At 65.7% G+C, this 15,842-nt stretch carries 17 protein-coding genes; 6 read left to right on the top strand and 11 right to left on the bottom strand.

Features of this window, described 5'->3' with window-relative positions; genetic code table 11:
- Window positions 1-52: 52 nt before the first annotated feature.
- Window positions 53-607: a cytochrome b/b6 domain-containing protein gene (locus IE101_RS12395; protein WP_189634161.1), complete on the bottom strand. Its 555-nt coding sequence runs from the start codon at window positions 605-607 to the stop codon at window positions 53-55.
- Window positions 600-860, bottom strand: a complete 261-nt coding sequence (locus IE101_RS12390) for a PepSY domain-containing protein (protein WP_189634160.1) — start codon at window positions 858-860, stop codon at window positions 600-602. Before IE101_RS12390 ends, IE101_RS12395 begins: the two co-directional genes overlap by 8 nt.
- A gap of 125 nt (window positions 861-985) precedes the next feature.
- Here IE101_RS12390 and IE101_RS12385 point away from each other — a divergent pair, with 125 nt between their 5' ends.
- Both IE101_RS12385 and IE101_RS12380 read left to right on the top strand, forming a co-directional pair.
- A complete protein-coding gene (locus IE101_RS12385; protein WP_189634238.1) occupies window positions 986-1,639 on the top strand; it encodes a response regulator transcription factor in 654 nt (217 codons plus the stop codon).
- On the top strand, window positions 1,636-2,931 hold the full coding sequence (locus IE101_RS12380; protein ID WP_189634159.1) for a sensor histidine kinase: 1,296 nt from the start codon (window positions 1,636-1,638) through the stop codon (window positions 2,929-2,931). The genes IE101_RS12385 and IE101_RS12380 overlap by 4 nt, the downstream gene beginning before the upstream one ends.
- Before the next feature lie 231 nt (window positions 2,932-3,162).
- On the opposite strand, the gene IE101_RS12375 is transcribed toward IE101_RS12380, so the two are convergent.
- The 8 genes from IE101_RS12375 to IE101_RS12340 all read right to left on the bottom strand — a co-directional run bounded on the left by IE101_RS12375 (window position 3,163) and on the right by IE101_RS12340 (window position 11,461).
- Window positions 3,163-4,254 (bottom strand): Gfo/Idh/MocA family protein, encoded by a 1,092-nt coding sequence (locus IE101_RS12375; protein WP_229804147.1) that lies wholly within the window; start codon window positions 4,252-4,254, stop codon window positions 3,163-3,165.
- Window positions 4,251-5,324 carry a sugar phosphate isomerase/epimerase family protein gene (locus IE101_RS12370; RefSeq protein ID WP_189634158.1) on the bottom strand — a complete coding sequence of 358 codons (1,074 nt, stop codon included), beginning with the start codon at window positions 5,322-5,324 and terminating at the stop codon, window positions 4,251-4,253. Before IE101_RS12370 ends, IE101_RS12375 begins: the two co-directional genes overlap by 4 nt.
- A gap of 11 nt (window positions 5,325-5,335) precedes the next feature.
- The gene (locus tag IE101_RS12365) at window positions 5,336-6,466 is read right to left on the bottom strand and encodes a Gfo/Idh/MocA family protein (protein ID WP_189634157.1); all 1,131 of its coding nucleotides are present in this window, start codon (window positions 6,464-6,466) and stop codon (window positions 5,336-5,338) included.
- A 12-nt stretch (window positions 6,467-6,478) separates the two neighbouring features.
- The gene (locus tag IE101_RS12360) at window positions 6,479-7,225 is read right to left on the bottom strand and encodes a sugar phosphate isomerase/epimerase family protein (protein ID WP_189634156.1); all 747 of its coding nucleotides are present in this window, start codon (window positions 7,223-7,225) and stop codon (window positions 6,479-6,481) included.
- Between the two features lie 11 nt (window positions 7,226-7,236).
- Complete coding sequence (locus IE101_RS12355) at window positions 7,237-8,346, bottom strand: ABC transporter ATP-binding protein (RefSeq protein WP_189634155.1); 1,110 nt, start codon at window positions 8,344-8,346, stop codon at window positions 7,237-7,239.
- 4 nt (window positions 8,347-8,350) lie between these two features.
- Window positions 8,351-9,259 carry a carbohydrate ABC transporter permease gene (locus IE101_RS12350; RefSeq protein WP_189634154.1) on the bottom strand — a complete coding sequence of 303 codons (909 nt, stop codon included), beginning with the start codon at window positions 9,257-9,259 and terminating at the stop codon, window positions 8,351-8,353.
- Window positions 9,252-10,145, bottom strand: a complete 894-nt coding sequence (locus tag IE101_RS12345; RefSeq protein WP_189634153.1) for a carbohydrate ABC transporter permease — start codon at window positions 10,143-10,145, stop codon at window positions 9,252-9,254. Before IE101_RS12345 ends, IE101_RS12350 begins: the two co-directional genes overlap by 8 nt.
- A gap of 77 nt (window positions 10,146-10,222) precedes the next feature.
- Window positions 10,223-11,461: an ABC transporter substrate-binding protein gene (locus tag IE101_RS12340; RefSeq protein ID WP_229804146.1), complete on the bottom strand. Its 1,239-nt coding sequence runs from the start codon at window positions 11,459-11,461 to the stop codon at window positions 10,223-10,225.
- Window positions 11,462-11,660: 199 nt separating this feature from the next.
- On the opposite strand from IE101_RS12340, the gene IE101_RS12335 reads away from it, so the two are divergent.
- Window positions 11,661-12,665, top strand: a complete 1,005-nt coding sequence (locus IE101_RS12335; RefSeq protein WP_308429875.1) for a LacI family DNA-binding transcriptional regulator — start codon at window positions 11,661-11,663, stop codon at window positions 12,663-12,665.
- On the opposite strand, the gene IE101_RS12330 is transcribed toward IE101_RS12335, so the two are convergent.
- Entirely contained in the window at window positions 12,666-13,451 is a 786-nt protein-coding gene (locus IE101_RS12330; RefSeq protein WP_189634151.1) for an IclR family transcriptional regulator, read from the bottom strand. It lies immediately after the preceding gene.
- A 93-nt stretch (window positions 13,452-13,544) separates the two neighbouring features.
- On the opposite strand from IE101_RS12330, the gene IE101_RS12325 reads away from it, so the two are divergent.
- The 3 genes from IE101_RS12325 to IE101_RS12315 are packed head-to-tail and all read left to right on the top strand — an operon-like array spanning window position 13,545 to window position 15,804.
- Complete coding sequence (locus tag IE101_RS12325; RefSeq protein WP_189634150.1) at window positions 13,545-14,312, top strand: SDR family NAD(P)-dependent oxidoreductase; 768 nt, start codon at window positions 13,545-13,547, stop codon at window positions 14,310-14,312.
- On the top strand, window positions 14,309-15,199 hold the full coding sequence (locus IE101_RS12320) for a 2-dehydro-3-deoxygalactonokinase (protein ID WP_189634149.1): 891 nt from the start codon (window positions 14,309-14,311) through the stop codon (window positions 15,197-15,199). Before IE101_RS12325 ends, IE101_RS12320 begins: the two co-directional genes overlap by 4 nt.
- Complete coding sequence (locus IE101_RS12315; RefSeq protein ID WP_189634148.1) at window positions 15,199-15,804, top strand: 2-dehydro-3-deoxy-6-phosphogalactonate aldolase; 606 nt, start codon at window positions 15,199-15,201, stop codon at window positions 15,802-15,804. Before IE101_RS12320 ends, IE101_RS12315 begins: the two co-directional genes overlap by 1 nt.
- Window positions 15,805-15,842: the final 38 nt, after the last annotated feature.

Raw genomic sequence — 15,842 nt, 5'->3', positions numbered from 1 at the left:
GAAGGGTATTGACCCGTCCCGGATCGTGCCGGGGCGGGTGGGGACCAAATGGTCAGTTGTGGGGCCGCTCTGATGCCCGTTTGCGTCCGTCGATCATCGCCGTCACCAGGTTTTCACGGTGGCGGAGGCTTTCAAACACCACGCCTGCAATGTGAATCCCTGCCAGACATAGGATCAGCGTGGCAAGAAGTTCGTGGACCTCTTCCAGCATTTCCGAGCCCCAGAACATATCCGTCGTCTGCAACCAGCCCGTCAGCGCGGTGCCCGCAACCGTGGCGATCAGCGCCACGATCATGGCGCCCCCGGCTGGGTTGTGGCCCAGGTAGCGCGGCTCGCGCCCCACCCGTAGCAGCGCCAGATAATCCAGCACGGCCCGGGGGCTTCGCACGAAATCGGCAAAGCGGGCGTGGCGGGGGCCGATGAGCCCCCAGACCAGCCGCGCCGCAATCAGCCCGGCGACCAGATAGCCCGCGGCCTCGTGTACGGACTTGATCTCATCCGCCGTCAGCCAGCAGACCGCGATCAGCGTGACAAGGCCCCAGTGAAAGACGCGCACGAAGCGGTCCCAGACCGGAACCATACCCTCAGGCGCGCGTGGATCACTCATCCGAACCAACGATTTCGAAGGTCTTGGGGTTCAGAAACACCTCGACGCGGGTGCCTTTTTCATCCTTGCCATAGACTTCGTAGCAGCCATCTTCGGTCTTGATGTTGCTGATGGTCCAGCCTTTTGCGGTCAGGTCTGCGGTCAGCTCCGCCTCGCTGCGCCATTCGGCCTGCGGGACATTGCATTTCTCTTCGGCAAGCGCCGGGGCGGCCAGCAGGACAAGGGCGGTGGCGGAAAGGGTGATGAAACGCATCTGATATACTCCGGTGTATCGATGGGTTCCTTTTGGCCCGTCCAGCTTGCTGCAACCTTACAGCCGGGGCGGAGGGTGCAATTTTTTTGCTCGCCTCGTCCCGAAGGGCGGCGTATCCCATGGTCATGCGACTTTTGCTGATCGAAGATACCCCTGATCTGGCCGAGGCCGTGCTGCGCTATCTGCGCGGGGCGGGCCATGCCGTGGACCATGCCGCAACGGTGGATGCGGCCGAGGCCGCTTGGGCAGTGGCGGATTATGCCTGCGTGGTGCTGGATCTGGGGCTGCCCGACGGATCGGGGTTGGCGCTGTTGCGCGCCCGGCGTGGCACGGGCGACCGGACGCCCGTGATCATCGCCACCGCGCGCGACCAGATTTCCGACCGGATCGCGGGCCTGGATGCCGGGGCGGATGATTATGTGGTCAAGCCCTTTGATCTGGATGAGCTGGCCGCGCGCATTCGCGCCCGGGCGCGGCGGGGGCAGGGCGAGGCTTCGCCCCTGGTCGATCTGGGCGACGTGCAGGTGGACCGGGCACGGGCGCGCGTCTTCCGCGGGGGGGATGAGGTGCGGCTGACCTCGCGGGAATGGTCGGTGCTGGATGCGCTGTTGGGCGCGCGGGGCAGGGTGGTGTCCAAGGCCGGTCTGGAAGAGGCGCTTTATGCCTTTGACAGTGAAATCGAGGGGAATGCCGTCGAAGTCTATATCTCGCGCCTGCGGCAAAAGCTGGGGGCGCCGGTGATCGAGACGCGGCGCGGGCTAGGGTACCTGGTGCCATGACCGCCCCCTCCCGCCCCGGCCCTGGATGGACGCTGCGCGGACGGCTGTCGCGCAATGTGCTGGCGACGCTTGCGGCGGGCTGGCTTGCGACCATGGCGGTGGGTTTTGCCGTGCTGGACCATGAGATGTCCGAGGTGCTGGACGAGGGAATGCAGACCGATGCGCGGCTGCTGCTGGCGATGCTGGATCAGCAGAATGGTGTCGGCGTTGTCCCGCAATGGTTGCAGCTTGCACCCGGCGGCGAGGAGCAGCTGCTGCGCGTGCTGGTTCCGGGCAAGCCGGTTCCGCCCGCGCCCTGGCCCAGCCTGAGCAAGGAGGGTTTCCATGACGCGGGGGATTGGCGGGTGCTGCGTCGCAGCTCGCCCCTGTTTGCGGTGGAAATCGGCCAGAGCCGCGCCTTTCGCCATGAGGAACTGCTGGAAAGCGCGCGCGCCTTCCTGTTCATGCTTTTGCCGCTTCTGGGGGGCTTGCTTTGGGTTATCTTGCGCACCACAGGGCAGGCGATGGCCCCCGCCGATGCCTTTGCCCATGCGGTGGCTGCGCGCGAAACCGGGGATATGACGGCCTTTCCCGAAGCCGATCTTCCGCAAGAGCTGTGGCCCATGGCACAGGCGCTGAACGATTATCTCCGGCGCATCGCCGCGCTGCGCGACGCCGAGGCACGCTTCATTGCCAATGCCGCGCATGAACTGCGCACACCGCTGGCGACCGCGCGGGCGCAGTTGCGCCTGATGGAGGGGCGGCCCGACGTGGCCGAAGGTGTCGGTCGGCTTGTGGTCACGGTCGAGACGATGGCCCGCCATGTGGAGCGATTGCTGCAATTGTCCCGCGCCGAGGCAGGTATCGGGATCAGCGAGGGTGAGGCGGATCTGATCCGCATTCTCTGGCTGGTGATCGACGATCTGCGTCCGGCCGCACCGGGCGGCATCCTGTTCGACGACGGAAACCATGAGGATTTCGTCTTGCGCATCGATCCCGACGCGCTGGCCATTCTGCTTCGCAATATCATCGGCAATGCGGTGGAGCATGGCACGGGGGCAGTGCGGGTGGTGCTGCGCCCCGATGCCGTTCTGGAGGTGAGCAATCCGGTCGCCGCCGATGCCGCCTTTTACCCGAACCGTTTTGAAAAAGGCCCGGCCTCGCGCGGGACGGGGCTTGGATTTGCCATCATCATCAGCCTGTCCGAACAGCTGTCGCTGCCGCTGGACTATCAGATCGAAGGGGGCGTTGCCCGTGTCCGGCTTGGGCTTGCCGGGCGCAGGCGGCCCGTCGAAATGCCGGTTGAGATCTAATTTCCGACGATTTTACCCCATGATGAAAGTGACGTTCACGTTAACGTGACAGTTGACTTCATTCCGGCGCTCTGGCAATCCCACAAGTGCCGGGACGATTGGCCGGGGCGGAACACGTTCCGGATGTATTTTCAAAAGTGCTTTGGGTGCGTCTTCGGCTGGCGGTTCCGACGCGCCTGCCCAAAGGCTGCGCGTCGGTTCGCCCACTTTTTCCCACAAGGTGCCGGTGTGTCAGAGCCGGGTCCAAAGCCCGTCGGCCCGCGAAGACCGCAGGCAGGCTGCGATGAAGCGCATCCCCTCCATCCCGTCGGACAGGCCGGGCAGATCCGGGGGCATGGTCCCCGACAGGATGGCCGTGGCCGCATCGGCGTAAAGGGTCGCGAAAGCCTCAAGATAGCCCTCTGGATGACCGGCGGGCACACGGGCCGCGCCGGTAAATCCGGGGCCACCGCGCGTCAGGATCTGCGACGGCTCCCCCAGCCGCGTCAAGCGCAGGCGGTTTGCATCGGACTGGCACCAGTCGATCCCGGCTTCATCCCCGAAAACCCGCAGGCGGATGTCATTGTCAAAGCCGGGGGCCACCTGGCTGGCCCAAAGCATGCCGCGCGCCGCGCCCATCCGCAGCAGGACATGCGCATTGTCATCAACCCGCCGCCCTTCGACAAAGCTGTGCAGCTCGGCCGAGACCTGTTCGATTGGCAGGCCCGAGACAAAGCGTGCCAGATGCGCGGCATGGCTGCCGATATCGCCAATGGCGCCGCCTTCGCCCGATTGCGCGGGATCGACGCGCCAGTCCGCCTGTTTGCCGCTGACCGGCCGGGCGAGCCAGTCCTGCACGTATTCGACCTGCACAAGACGGATTTTCCCCAGCGCACCTTCGGCCACCAACCGCCGCGCCGCACGCAGCATGGGGTAGCCCGCATAGGTATGGGTCAGCACGAACAGCGCGCGGGAGCGGGCGGCGGCCTCGACCAGTTCTTCGGCCTGGGGCAGGGTGGCGGTCAGAGGTTTGTCGCAGATCACATGGATACCCGCCGCAAGGAAGGCGCGGGCGACGGGCAGGTGCAGATGGTTTGGGGTGACGATCGAGACGGCCTGAATGCCGTCAGGGCGCGCGGCCTCGGCCCGGGCCATTTCGGCAAAGTCGGCATAGCTGCGCGCAAGGCCAAGCTCTGCCGCCGAGGTCGCCGCGCGGGCGGGATCGGAGGACAGTGCCCCGGCCACCAGTTCAAAGCGGTCATCGAGCCGGGCCGCGATGCGATGCACGGCGCCAATGAAGGCGCCTTGCCCGCCGCCCACCATGCCAAGGCGGATTTTCGTCATGGGGTTTCCTCCAATCCCAGCATCTGGCGCAGGGCTGTGCGGTCGGTGGTGGCGCCTGCGAAATCGTCAAAGGCGCGGGGGGTAGGTTCGATCAGATGCGCCGCGATGAAGGGGGCGCCTTCCGCCGCGCCCTGCGCGGGGGATTTGAGCGCACATTCCCATTCCAGCACCGCCCAGCCCGCATAGCCCGCCTTGGTCAGCCGCGAAAAGACCCCGCGGAAATCGACCTGCCCGTCCCCCAGCGACCGGAAGCGCCCCGCGCGGTCGGCCCAGCCGGCAAAACCGGAATAGACGCCCTGCCGCGCGGTGGGCAGGAATTCGGCATCCTTCACATGGAAGGCGCGGATGCGGTCGGCGTAAAGGTCGATGAAAGCCAGATAATCCAGCTGCTGCAGCAGGAAATGCGACGGGTCATAGTTGATGCAGGCGCGGGGGTGATCGCCCGTGGCCGCGACGAAACGTTCAAAGCTCGCCCCATCCATCAGGTCTTCGCCGGGGTGGAGTTCATAGGCATAATCGACGCCAAGGTCTTCATGCACATCCAGAATGGGGCGCCAGCGGCGGGCAAGTTCGCCGAAGGCCTCGTCCACCAGACCGGCGGGGCGCTGCGGCCAAGGGTAAAGGTAGGGCCAGGCCAATGCCCCGGAAAAGCCCACCTGCACCCCCAGCCCCAGATTATGCGAGGCATGGGCCGCCTTGATCACCTCGCCCGCCGCCCATTCTGCCTGCGCCTTGGGCTGGCCGCGCAGGGCAGGGGGGGCGAAACTGTCGAACTGCGGCGCATAGGCCGGATGCACGGCGACCAGCTGGCCCTGAATATGGGTCGAAAGCTCGGTGATCTCGACGCCCGCCTCGGCGCAGATGCCGCGCAGGTCATCGCAATAGGTTTTCGAACTTGCCGCGCGGTCGAGGTCGATGAAGCGCGGATCGGCGGGCAGCTGGATGCCCTTGTAGCCCAGGTCCGCCGCCCAGCGGGCAATATTGGGCAGGCTGTCAAAGGGGGCGGCATCGCCTGCGAATTGCGCGAGGAAGATCGCCGGGCCCTTGATGCCCGTCTTTCGGTCACTCATGGTCGGTCCTTTCAGGCCATCAGGGCGCGGGCGGCCTCGGGGCCGAGCGGCTCGGGGCGGTCGCAGGTGGTGGTCATGGCGACAAAGCCGCCGATTTCGCCCGCACGCAGGATGCCGGTCATCACCTCGACCACATGCAGGGCGAAGGCATCGTTGCAGCGGTGGGGGCGGCCCTCGGAAATGGCCAACGCCATGTCGGCCAGCCCGGCGGTGCGGTAATCTGCGACGCTGCCCCAGACTTCGTGCCGGTTTTTGGGCCCAAGCGGGTGGTCCCAGGCGGGCAGATCGGCGGCCTCGCCCCGGTGGGTCATACGGACGGGGCCGTCAAAGAAGTTGGGATCAGGCACATGCAGCGTGCCTTCGCTGCCATAAAGCGCCATATTCGCCAGATCATGCTGCCAGACATCCCAGCTTGCCACCAGCGTGATGACCGCGCCCGAGGCGAATTGCAGCAGTGCGTGGATTGTGGTGGGGGTGCGGACCGGCACCTCTTCGCCCAGACGGGGGCCATTGCCGATGGTGCGGCTGGATTGTGGCGTGGCGGTCAGCGCGGTGACGCGGGCGACCGGACCCAGAAGCTGCACCAGATTGGCAATGTAATAGGGCCCCAGATCAAGGATCGGCCCACCCCCCGGCAGGAAGAAGAAGTCGGGGTTGGGGTGCCAGTCCTCCATCCCGTGGCTCATGACAAAGCAGGTGCCGGAGGTGATCTTGCCCACCGCGCCGCTGTCGATGATGTGGCGGGCCAGCTGATGCGAGCTGCCAAGGATCGTATCGGGGGCCGACCCCACACGCAGCCCGCGCGCGGCGGCGGTGGCGGCCAGATTGCGGCCTTCCTCCAGCGTCAGCACATAGGGCTTTTCGGAATAGACATGCTTTCCGGCCTCGAGCGCGGCCTTGGAGACGGCGTAATGCGCGGCGGGGATGGTCAGGTTCACCACCATGTCGATGCCTGGATCGGCCAGCAGCGCCTCGACCGACAGGGCCGTGACGCCGTATTCGGCGGCGCGGGCCTCGGTAGCGGCGGGGTTCACATCCGCCACTGCGGTGAATTTGATGCCTTTGAAATTGGGCGCGCGGCCGAGGTAGGAGGTCGAGATATTGCCGCAGCCGATCAGGCCGACATTGAGGGTCTTGGTCATGGGTAAGGTCTTTCAGAAGCTGCGGTAGGTGGCGACGGCCTGGGTGGCGAAGCGGTCAAAGCTGGACGGATTGTCATGTTCGGCCACCAGAACCGCACAGCGGGTTTGCGTCTTCAGGGCGCGGTGCAGGGCGGCCCAGTCCACGGTGCCGGTGCCGGGATCGGCCCAGCCGTCCTCATCGGTCTTTTCGCCCGCGGGGGCGATGTCCTTGAAATGGGCGGCGGTGATGCGGGCGCCGTGGCGGGTGATCCAGTCCAGCGGATCTGCCTTGCCGCGGACGATCCAGGCGAGATCTGCCTCCCAGTCGATCTGGGGCGCGCGGGTCAGCAGGATCTCCATCGGGATCTGGCCATCGGGCAGGGGGAAGAATTCGAAATCATGGTTGTGCCAGCCGAAGGTCAGGCCATGGGCAGTGATGCGGGCATGACAGGCGGCCAGCCGGTCGGCCAGCGCGGCCCAGCCTGCGGCATCGGTCGGGCGGGCCTCGGGTGCGATCCAGGGCACATAGACGGCGGTGGCCCCCAGAGTGCGGGCCAGCGCGACCAGCGCGTCGGTATCGCCCTCGGCCATGTCGAGCGAGACATGCAGCGTCGGCATGGTCAGGCCCGCGGCATCCAGCGCGGCGCGGGTGGCGGCGGGGTCTTCATAAAGCGGGCCAAAGCCTTCGGCGGATTCATACCCCAGCGCGCCGAGACGGGCGATGATATCGGCCCAAGGGGTGAAGTTGCGGGCGGAATAGAGTTGGAACGACAGTTTCATGGCTGGGTCTTTCAGAGACGGTTTTCGGTTTTGGCGTCAAAGAGCGAGGCGCAGGCCGGATCGAAGCCGATGGTCAGCCGGTCGCCCGGGGCGATGCGGGTCTGTCCGTCGATGCGGATGCGGAAGGGATCGGTGCCGATGGCCGTCCAGATCAGGGTATCGGCGCCCATGGGTTCGATCACCTCGACGGTGATCTCGGTGCGGATGGGGCTGGTTTCGGCGGCGGCGCCAAGGGCGACATGTTCGGGGCGGATGCCGAAGACCACCTCGCCATCGGTGGGGGCGGTTGTGAAATCATAATCCGCCATCGGCACCGTGATCGCGCCCTTGAAGAGCCGGTTTTCCAAGCGCCCCTTCAGGAAGTTCATCGGGGGTGATCCGATGAAGCCCGCGACGTAAAGATTGGCGGGGCGGTTGTAGATTTCGAGTGGTGCGGCCAGCTGCTGCACGATGCCGCCCTTCATGATGGCGATGCGGTCGGCCAGGGTCATCGCCTCGATCTGGTCATGGGTGACATAGATCATCGTGTTCTTGAGGTTCTGGTGCAGGCGCTTGATTTCCACCCGAAGCTCCGCGCGCAGCTTGGCATCGAGGTTCGACAGCGGTTCGTCGAACAGAAAGACATCCACATCCCTGACCAGCGCCCGGCCAATGGCGACGCGCTGGCGCTGCCCGCCCGAAAGGGCCGCAGGCTTGCGTTTGAGCAGCGGTTGCAGTTGCAGGATTTCCGCCGCCCGTGCCACACGGCGGGCGATTTCATCGCGGGCCACCCCGGCATTGCGGAGGCCGAAGGACAGATTCCCCTCGACCGTCATCTGCGGGTAAAGCGCATAGGACTGGAACACCATGCCGATGCCGCGGGCCGAGGGTTCCGCCCAGGTGACATTCTGCCCCGAGATGAAGATCTGCCCGCCCGTGGGTTCGATCAGCCCGGCGATGCAGTTCAGCAGCGTGGACTTGCCGCAGCCCGAGGCGCCCAGAAGCACCAGGAATTCGCCGTTGCCGATATCAAGGTTCAGGTCTTTCAGCACCGTGACCGACCCGAATGACAGCGTCAGATCGCGGATCGAGACCGAAAGACCCGCAAGGGCCGCGGCAGGGGTGTGCGTTTGGTCGAGCATGGGATCAGCCTTTCACGGCGCCTGCGGCGATGCCGCGGACAAAGAGCTTGCCGGAGATGAGGTAGATGGAGAGGGGGACAAGGCCGGTCAGCAGGGTCGCGGCCATGTTGACGTTGTATTCCTTCACGCCCTGCACCGAATTGACGATGTTGTTGAGCTGCACCGTCATCGGGTAGGTGTCGGGCTTGGTATAGATCACGCCAAAGAGGAAGTCGTTCCAGATGCCGGTGATCTGCAGGATCACGGCCACGGTGAAGATGGGCAGCGACATCGGCACCAGCACCCGCAGGAAGATGCCCCAGAATCCCGCGCCATCGACGCGCGCGGCCTTGAACAGCTCTTCGGGCAGGCTTGCAAAGTAGTTGCGGAAAAGCAGGGTGATGATCGGCATGCCGAAGATCGTATGCACCAGCACCAGCCCCCAGACCGACCCCATCAGCCCCAGTTCACGCAGGATGATCACCAAGGGATAGATCATCACCTGATAGGGGATGAAGGCGCCAAAGAGCAGGATGGTGAAGAACACCTCGGACCCGCGGAATTTCCAGTTCACCAGCGCATAGCCATTGACCGAGGCCACGGCGATCGAGATCACCACCGAAGGCACCACGATCATCACTGAATTCCAGAAGCCCCGCGACAGGCCATCGCAGTTCAGCCCCGTGCAGGCTGAAGACCAGGCCTTGACCCAGGGTTCGAAGGTGATCTCGACCGGCGGGGCAAAGATATTGCCCATGCGGATTTCCGGCATTCCCTTGAGCGAGGTCATCACCATGACCCAGAGCGGCAGAAGGTAATAGACCGACACGATGAGCAGCGCGGCATAGATCATCAGCCGTTTCGGCGCGATCCGGGTGCGGGGCCGCGATCCGGCGGGGCCGGATAGGGTGCGGGGGAAGGGGGCGTCAATCACGGCGCTTTCCTCTGAATTCGAACATGGCCCAAGGCACGATGATGATGAGAACGGTGAGCAGCATCATGGTCGAGGCCGCAAATCCCTGACCGAGGTTCTGTTTGTTGAACATCGAGTCGTAGACGTATTTCGCAGGCGTTTCGGACGCGATGCCGGGGCCGCCATTCGTCAGCGCGACGACAAGGTCATAGAGCTTGACGATTCCGGCCGAGACGAGGACGAGGCAGGTGGCAAAGACCGGGCGCATCATCGGGATGACCACGCGCAGATAGGTCTTCCAGGCGGGGATTCCGTCCACGCGGGCGGCCTTCCAGATATCCTCGTCAATGCCGCGCAGCCCGGCGAGCAGGATGACCGTGACCAGCCCGGTCCCCTGCCAGAGCCCCGCGATCAGCAGCGCGAACAGCACCTGATCGGGGTTGTGCAGCGGATCAAAGACGAAGCTTTCAAAGCCCAGCCCGCGCACGATGTTCTGGATGCCGAAATCGGGGTTCAGGATCCATTGCCACACCAGCCCCGTCACGATGAACGAAAGCGCATAGGGGTAAAGGATGATGGTGCGGAACCCGTCTTCGAACCGGATCTTCTGATCCAGCAGCGCCGCCAACACAAAGCCCAGCACCAGCGACAGGATCAGCGCGCAAATGCCGTAGATTGCCAGATTCTCGATCGACACCAGCCAGCGCGGCGTGGACCAGAGCCGATCATACTGATCCAGACCCACGAAATCGAGCTTGGGCAGCAGCCGCGATTTGGTGAAGGAATGCACCACCGTCCAGAGTGAACAGCCAATGAAGACGACCAGCGCGGTCAGGATCATGGGCAGGGCGGCCAGTTTGGCGGGCAGGTTGCGCAGCAGTTGCGCGGGGCGGTCTCGGCCGGACATGGTCGGCGCTCCACTTTGTCGTGTCAGAGGGGAACCCGTCTCCGGTCAGGGTCACCGGAGACGGGCGGGAGGGGCGCTTACTTGTCGCCGGTCAGGATCTCGGCAAAGCGCGCCTGAGCATCGGCCGGCGCCATGTCCGAACCGAAGAACTCTGACATCAGGTCATTGATCTGGCCCGTCGCATCGGGCGAGATCAGCTGTTCGGTGCTGTCGATGACATTCCCCGCGGCAAGTGTCTCCAGCCCCTTTTTCATGCAGTCATTCGCGGCGGCGAGATCGACATCGCCGCGCACCGGCAGCGAGCCTTTCTTGAGGTTGAAGGCCACCTGCGCTTCGGGCGAAAGGATGACCTTGGCCAGTTCCTTCTGCGCCTCGGTGATGGCCGCATCCTTGTTCACCGGGAAGTAGAAGGCGTCCCCGCCGGTCGAAATCACCGGATCGCCACCCATGCCGATGAAGCAGTTGTAATCGCTGCCCGCGACCTTGCCTGCCACGGCGAATTCGCCCTGCGCCCAATCGCCCATCACCTGGGCACCGGCTTCGCCATTGATGATCTTGGCGGTGGCGAGGTTCCAGTCCTGCACATTGCCGCCTTTCGACAGATCCCGTGCGATGGCGAGTTCACCAAAGACCTGCGTGATCATCTCGCCCGACAGAAGGTCGGCATCGGCATCGCGGTAGGCCTTGTAGAAGGCATCCTTGCCGCCCTTGGCGATGATCAGCCCCGACACAAGGTACGATTGCTGCCAGCCCTGCATCCCGAGCGCCAACGGCACCTTGCCGGCCTCGCGCAGTTTGGGCGCGGCGGCCTTCAGCTCTTCCCAGTTGGTGGCGGGGGTCGCGCCTGCGGCCTCGAAGGCGGCGGGTGAGGTCCACATCCATTGCGGCGAATGAATATTGAGCGGCGCGCAATAGACCCGGCCATCGACGGTGCAGGCATCCAGCAGCGAAGCGGGCTTGACGATCTCGCGCCATTTGCCTTTCTCGGCGATGTCGGTCAGGTCGAGAAGGAGGCCCGCCTCGATCAGCTCGCGCGCCTGCTGGCCATGGTTAAGCTGCGTTGCCGCCATCGGATCGCCGCCCAGAATGCGCGACACGATCACCGGGCGCGCCACGTCGCCCGATCCGGCAATGGCGCCATCGACCCAGGTGTGGCCGGTCTTAGCTTCGAATTCGCGGGCGAGTTCCTTCACCGCCGCAGCCTCGCCGCCCGAGGTCCACCAATGGGTGATTTCCAGATCGGTGGCATGGGCCATCATCGGGGTGCAGAACATCGCTGCGCCCGCCAGCAGGCGGCGCATGGTCGAATGGGTCATTCCTAATCTCCTCCTGTCGGCCTGCGCGGGTGCGTCTGGGGCCGTCCTCCTGTTGGCAAACGATTACATCCGACTCTCCTCAAAGTGGTGCAATCGATTACATTTATAGGGTTGCACCGGATTTGCCTTGCGTCAAGGAAAAATGTAATGGTTTACACAAGGGGTGGGTGCTGCGGTTTCGGGGGCTGGATTGTCATTGGTGATCAAGGATATTGCGCGCCTGGCGGGGGTTTCGACCGCCACGGTCAGCCGCGCGCTTTCGCATCCCGATCGTGTGTCCGAAGAGACCCGCGCCCTCGTGATGGGGGTGGTGGAGCGGCATGGCTATCGCGTCAATTCCTTCGCGCGGTCGCTACGAAAACAGCGCGCGGGGGCGGTTCTGGCGCTGGTCCCCAATCTGGGCAACCCGTTCTTTTCGCTGATCATCAAGGGCATTCAGGACCGGCTGCAAGAGGCGGGGGTCGATCTTCTGGTGGCCGACAGTCATAGCACCGGCGGGGCGGGGCGGTCGCCGGTGGCGCATCTGCGCGAATCGCGCGCCGACGGGTTGATTTCGCTGGACGGGTCGCTGCCTGCGGCAACGCTGAAGGATCTGGTCGCCCCCGATACGGTGGGGAAGGTGGTCTTTGCCTGTGAATGGCCGCTCAGCGCGCCGCTGCCATCAGTTCGCAGCGACAACCGCGAAGGGATGCGCCTTGCTGTCGATCATGTCGTGGGGCTGGGGCATCGGCGCGTCGCTTATCTGACCGGACCTGCCGGAAACATCCTGACGGATGAACGCCGCGCGGGGGTCGAGGCCGCACTTGCGGCGCAGGGGCTCAGCCTGCCGCCCGAACGGGTGGATGGGGGCGATTTCTCGCTGGAGGCGGGCCATGCCGCGGCGGTGCGGCTCATGGCGATGACCCCACGGCCGACGGCGGTGATCTGCGCCTCGGACCAGCTGGCAATCGGCCTGATCTCGGGGTTGAGCGCGCTTGGCCTGTCGGTTCCGCAGGATGTGTCGGTGATGGGGTTCGACGATATCGCCTCGGCCCCCTATGCGCTGCCGCCGCTGACCACGATCCGACAGGATCGGCTGGCGCTGGGGCGCGCGGCGGCGGATCTGCTGTTGGAGCGGCTGGCCGATCCCGCCGCGACCGAGGGACGGGTGCTGACCCTGCCGGTCGAGCTGGTACTGCGCCGTTCGACCGCCGCGCCCGCCTGATCAGCCCGGCCGGTAGGGAAAGCGCCAAGGCGCCGCCGCCGCGGCGATGCGGGCGGCGGTGTCCCGCAGGGCTGGCCCCAGGTCGGCCAGGGCCGCAAGGCTGCTGCGCGCGGTGGTCGTGGTGATCGACACGGCCCCCAGCAGCTGCCCCCCCGGCGCAAGGATGGGCGCGGCAAGGCAAATGATGCCGGGCTCATGCTCTTCACGGTCGAAGGCAAGGCCGCTGTGCCTGATCGTCTCCAGATCGCGAAACAGATCTGCGCGGGTGGTCAGCGTGCTTGCCGTGTGGCGGTGAAAGCTCTGCCGGTCCAGCGCCGCCTCCAGCGCCGGGCCGGTCAGCTGCGCCAGCATGGCCTTGCCCACCCCGGTGCAATAGGCAGGGCCAACCTTGCCCGCCGCGCTGAACAGATCGACCGGGTTCCGTGCATTGCGCTTGTCGATGTAAAGAACCTGCCCGCCATCCAGCTGCGCCAGGTGGATCGTCTCGCCCGTGCGGGCTGACAGGGCGTCAAGCTCGGCCCGGGCGAGGGGGCCAAGGCTTGCCTGTGCCCAGGCGGCATGGGCCAGCCGCACCAGCCGCAGCCCCGGTGCATAGGCCTGGGTCACGGGATCGCAGGTCAGCATGCCCTGATCGGTCAGGGTCTGCAGCAGCCGGTAGAGCGTCGCCTTGGGATAGCCGCTGTCCGACAGCAGTTCGGCAAAGCGCACCGGCCGCCCGAAGGCCGCGACCTGATCCAGAACCGCCAGCGCCTTGCCCACGGTCCCGCCTGAGATGTCTTCCGTCATGCCGGGCCTGTCTGTTGACTCCGCGCAGAATAGGCGACACAGTTTCCACAATGCAAGACTGGGTTTCACATATTGGAACAAGCCGGAGGGGCCATGACACATCCGATCTTTCCCGACCTGCAAGGGCGGTCGGTCTTCATTACCGGCGGTGGATCGGGGATCGGCGCCGCGCTGACCGAGGGCTTCCTGCGGCAGGGCGCCCGCGTGGCCTTTGTGCAGCGCCGCGACGGTGCGGCCTTTGCCGATGACATGTCGCGCAGGACGGGGAACCGCCCGCTGTTCATTGCCTGCGATGTGACCGATACGGACGCCCTGCGGGCCGCCGTCGATCAGGCGCAGGTCGCGCATGGGCCGGTTTCCGTGCTGGTGAACAATGCCGCCAATGACCAGCGGCATGAAACGCTGACCACCGATGAGGCGTTCTGGGACTGGTCCATCGCCGTCAACCTGAAAAGCTACTTCTTCGCGGCACAGGCCGTGCTGCCGGGGATGATCGCGGCCGGGGGCGGGTCGATCATCAATTTCTCCTCCATCAGCTATATGATGGGGAATGCGGGGTATCCGGTGTATACGACCGCGAATTCCGGCATCAACGGCATGACGCGCAGCTTGGCCCGCGAATTCGGGCCGAAGAGGGTGCGGGTCAATGCGCTTGCCCCCGGCTGGGTGCTGACACAAAAGCAGAAAGACCTCTGGGTCACGCCCGAGGGGCTGCGCGCCCATCTCGACCGGCAATGCCTGCCCGATCCGCTTCAGCCCGAGGATATGGTGGGGGGCGTGCTGTTCCTCGCCTCGGATGCGTCGCGGATGATGACGGGGCAGGCGCTGGTGATTGACGGCGGCGTGGTGGTGACGGGATGACACCGGATTGGATTGCCGTTGATTGGGGCACCACGCATCTGCGCGCCTATGCAATGGGGCCGGATGGCGTGCTGGCCGAGGGCGGATCGCCCAAGGGTATGTCCGCGCTGGCGCCCGGCGATTTCGAAGCCGCGCTGCTTGAGGTGATCGGTGATTGGCTGCCCGCGGGCCAGATGACCGAGGTTCTGGCCTGCGGCATGGTCGGTGCGCGGCAGGGCTGGGTCGAGGCGCCCTATCGCGCGGTTCCCTGTGCCCCCGTGGCGCGCGACGGGCTGTGCCGGGTTGCGACGCAGGACGCGCGGCTCGATCTGCGGATCGTGCCGGGCCTGTGCCAGACCCGGCCCGCCGCCGATGTCATGCGCGGCGAAGAAGTGCAGATCGCGGGCGCGCTTGCGGTGCGGCCGGGGTTTGATGGTGTGATCTGCCTGCCGGGCACCCATAGCAAATGGGTGCAGGTCAGCGCGGGTGAGGTGGTCAGCTTTCAGACCTTCATGACGGGTGAGCTGTTCGCGCTGCTTTCGGCCCAGTCGGTGCTGCGCCATAGCATTGCGGCGACGGGTTGGGATGCGGAGGCCTTTGCCGCTGCGGTGTCCGAGACGCTTTCGCGCCCGGAACGGCTGGCGGCGCGCTTGTTCGGTCTGCGGGCCGCGGGGCTTGTGGGGGATCAGGCGCCGGAAACCGCGCGGGCGCGGCTGTCGGGTCTGCTGATCGGGGCCGAGCTTGCGGCGGCGCGGCCCTATTGGCTCGGGCAGGCGGTGCTGCTTGTGGGGTCCGAGGCGACCTGCGCGCCCTATGCCGCCGCGCTGACCGCGCAGGCCGTGCCTGCCGAAACCCTGCCTGCCGGTGCCTGCACCATCGCGGGCCTTTCCAAACTTCGGGGGACCTAATGACACTGCCCATCATTGCCATCCTGCGCGGGATTACCCCGCCCGAGGCCCTGCCCATCGCCGAAGCGTTGATCGCCGTGGGCATCACCCAGATCGAAGTGCCGCTGAATTCGCCCCATCCGCTTCATTCGATCGAGGTGATGGCGCGCGCTTTTGGCGACCATGCCATGATCGGGGCGGGGACGGTGCTGACCCCGCGCGAGGTGGGCGAAGTTGCCGATGCGGGCGGGCGATTGATCGTCTCGCCCAATGCCGACCCCGAGGTCATCCGCGCGACCCGGGCCAAGGGTCTGCAAAGCTGGCCGGGGGTGATGACGCCGACCGAATGTTTCAGCGCGATCCATGCGGGGGCGACGGGGCTGAAACTCTTCCCGGCCTCGCTGATCGGGACGGATGGGTTGAAGGCGATGAAGGCCGTGCTGCCTGCGGCGGTGCCGGTCTATGCGGTGGGCGGGGCGGGCCCCGCCAATTTTGCCGACTGGACGCGCGCGGGTGCTGCGGGTTTTGGCATCGGCACCGCGCTTTACACCCCCGGCCTTGCCGTGGCCGAGGTGCAGACCCGCGCCCAGACCATCGCCAGCGCCTGTCGCGCGGCCTTTGCCTGACCCACTGGACCCGGCGGCCGGGCTGGCGCAGTCTGGTC

Origin of the sequence: Gemmobacter lanyuensis, from assembly GCF_014652355.1 — a bacterium.
Taxonomy (GTDB): domain Bacteria; phylum Pseudomonadota; class Alphaproteobacteria; order Rhodobacterales; family Rhodobacteraceae; genus Gemmobacter; species Gemmobacter lanyuensis.
This window is presented reverse-complemented; position numbering and strand designations above follow the sequence as displayed.